We start from the raw sequence: 1822 nt of genomic DNA, 5'->3' as shown, positions 1-1822 counted from the left end.
TCAAGAGATAGCTAATCAACTAAATATTTCACGTACAACTTTATATGATTACCTTAAGTTTAGAAAGGTTGTTGTTGGTAAGAATTATTAAAAAACCGAAAAAATGGAGGGCTCTGCAAACAACCCCTATTACGATGTCTATAAATCGTCTTAACAACTTTATATGATTACCTTAAGTTTAGAAAGGTTGTTGTTGGTAAGAATTATTAAAAAACCGAAAAAATGGAGGGCTCTGCAAACAACCCCTATTACGATGTCTATAAATCGTCTTATTATATAAACTGTAGCCTGCTTTAATTTTGTAGTGAATTTTAAGTTGTTGCCTAATATGATTAATTACTTCTTCAGGGACTTTATCTAGACCAACAAAATATCCTAGTATCTGAAAAGATTTTAGTTGTATAGCAAAATTAAGTTTTGATAATTCAGTCTTTGCTTTTTTATTGATAAAAATATGCTCATCTGAAGATATTGAGTAGCCTTGCTCTAATTCTTGTTTGTTAAGTTTTCTTCGTTTTGGGGATTTTGGATAATTAGTTCTTTCAATTATTGACATTATTTTTTTCTCTAGGGCGTTCCAAAAACACTTGTTTTTGAGACAATGATGTTTCGGAACATTTTAAATATGATAGAATACTTAAATAGTATCCCAAAACTAGTTCCAAAACAAAAAGACTAAAATACAGCCATTTTTTAGGTTTTTGGGACAGTAAAATAGGCAATTTATGAAATTTGGCTATGCTCGTGTTTCAAAAGAGCAACAATCTTTAGATATTCAGATTCAAAAATTAAAAGAAGCTGGCTGTGATGAGATTTTCTCAGAGAAAGCATCTGGAGCAAAAGATGATCGTGAGAAATTACAGGAATTATTAAATAAACTTAGACCTGGTGATATAGTATGTGTTGTTAGATTAGATAGGCTTGGTAGAAGAATGATAAAACTAGCCAGCTTAATTAATGAGCTTCATGAGAAAGATGTTCAATTTATATCATTAGAAAATAATATTGATACTACAACTCCAATGGGGATGCTACTATTCAATATATGTGCAGCATTTTCACAAATGGAAAGGGAATTAATAAAAGAGCGTGTTTCAGCAGGAGTAGCTGCTGCTAGAGCTAAGGGTCGTAAAGGTGGTAGACCGAAGAGTTTAGATAAAAAAGGATTAAACAAATTAATGAAGCTTAGAAACTCTGGTGAGTTTTCAGTTAAACAAATTTGTGAAATAATGAATATAACTAAATCCGTATATTATCGTGCAATAAATGCTAAAAAAGAGGAAAATAATTAAGTTTTAAAGACAATCCTCTGAAGCTATTGATACATATGGCTTTGAGGTGCTTAAAATTCACGATGTGACCGAATTTGACACGTATCCTTTTAAGCCCCCTATATACTCTTCTAGACCTTTGGTTATTTTGCCTCCTTGTGCAACCCAATCATATTTCTCTGTAGTTGTGGATCCACAATGATCACATTGATAACGAATTGGCTTTATTTCCAATATAACTGGTTGATCAAAAACAGAGGTGTGTCTAATCTGCATTACACTGCTATAACAGAACCATTTTGTCGCGTCTTTCCCTCAATTATGGTACTTGGTTTTAGTGTGTCTACTTACTACTGTAAGTACCAGATTCCCTTGTGTATCAATGCGTTGAGAGATTATTTCTAATGACTTAATATCTAGAAGAAGTCTAAATTCTGGCATAAAAGACGAGACTTTTTGATTTAGACGAATGTAAAATAAAAGTAGTTAAAGGGAAAGGTTCAAAAGATAGAATAGTTCCGTTTCCTAAATCATTTAAGGAAATATTAGGG

3 protein-coding genes are annotated in these 1822 nt (G+C 31.8%); 1 reads left to right on the top strand and 2 read right to left on the bottom strand.

The window, feature by feature from the left end:
• Window positions 1-178 precede the first annotated feature (178 nt).
• Window positions 179-556, bottom strand: coding sequence for a DUF4158 domain-containing protein (locus tag F8C69_RS10050; RefSeq protein WP_159185037.1), 378 nt, complete (start codon window positions 554-556; stop codon window positions 179-181).
• A 169-nt stretch (window positions 557-725) separates the two neighbouring features.
• Between F8C69_RS10050 and F8C69_RS10045 the strand changes: the two genes are divergently transcribed.
• Window positions 726-1292 (top strand): recombinase family protein, encoded by a 567-nt coding sequence (locus F8C69_RS10045; protein ID WP_159185036.1) that lies wholly within the window; start codon window positions 726-728, stop codon window positions 1290-1292.
• A gap of 57 nt (window positions 1293-1349) precedes the next feature.
• Here F8C69_RS10045 and F8C69_RS10040 read toward each other — a convergent pair whose 3' ends face one another.
• The gene (locus F8C69_RS10040; protein ID WP_159185035.1) at window positions 1350-1547 is read right to left on the bottom strand and encodes a hypothetical protein; all 198 of its coding nucleotides are present in this window, start codon (window positions 1545-1547) and stop codon (window positions 1350-1352) included.
• Window positions 1548-1822 lie beyond the last annotated feature (275 nt).

It is taken from the genome of Francisella noatunensis subsp. noatunensis (genome assembly GCF_009823375.1).
In the GTDB taxonomy this organism is placed as follows: domain Bacteria; phylum Pseudomonadota; class Gammaproteobacteria; order Francisellales; family Francisellaceae; genus Francisella; species Francisella noatunensis.
The sequence above is the reverse complement of the archived record's forward strand: the minus strand, read 5'-3'. Positions and strand labels throughout refer to the sequence as shown.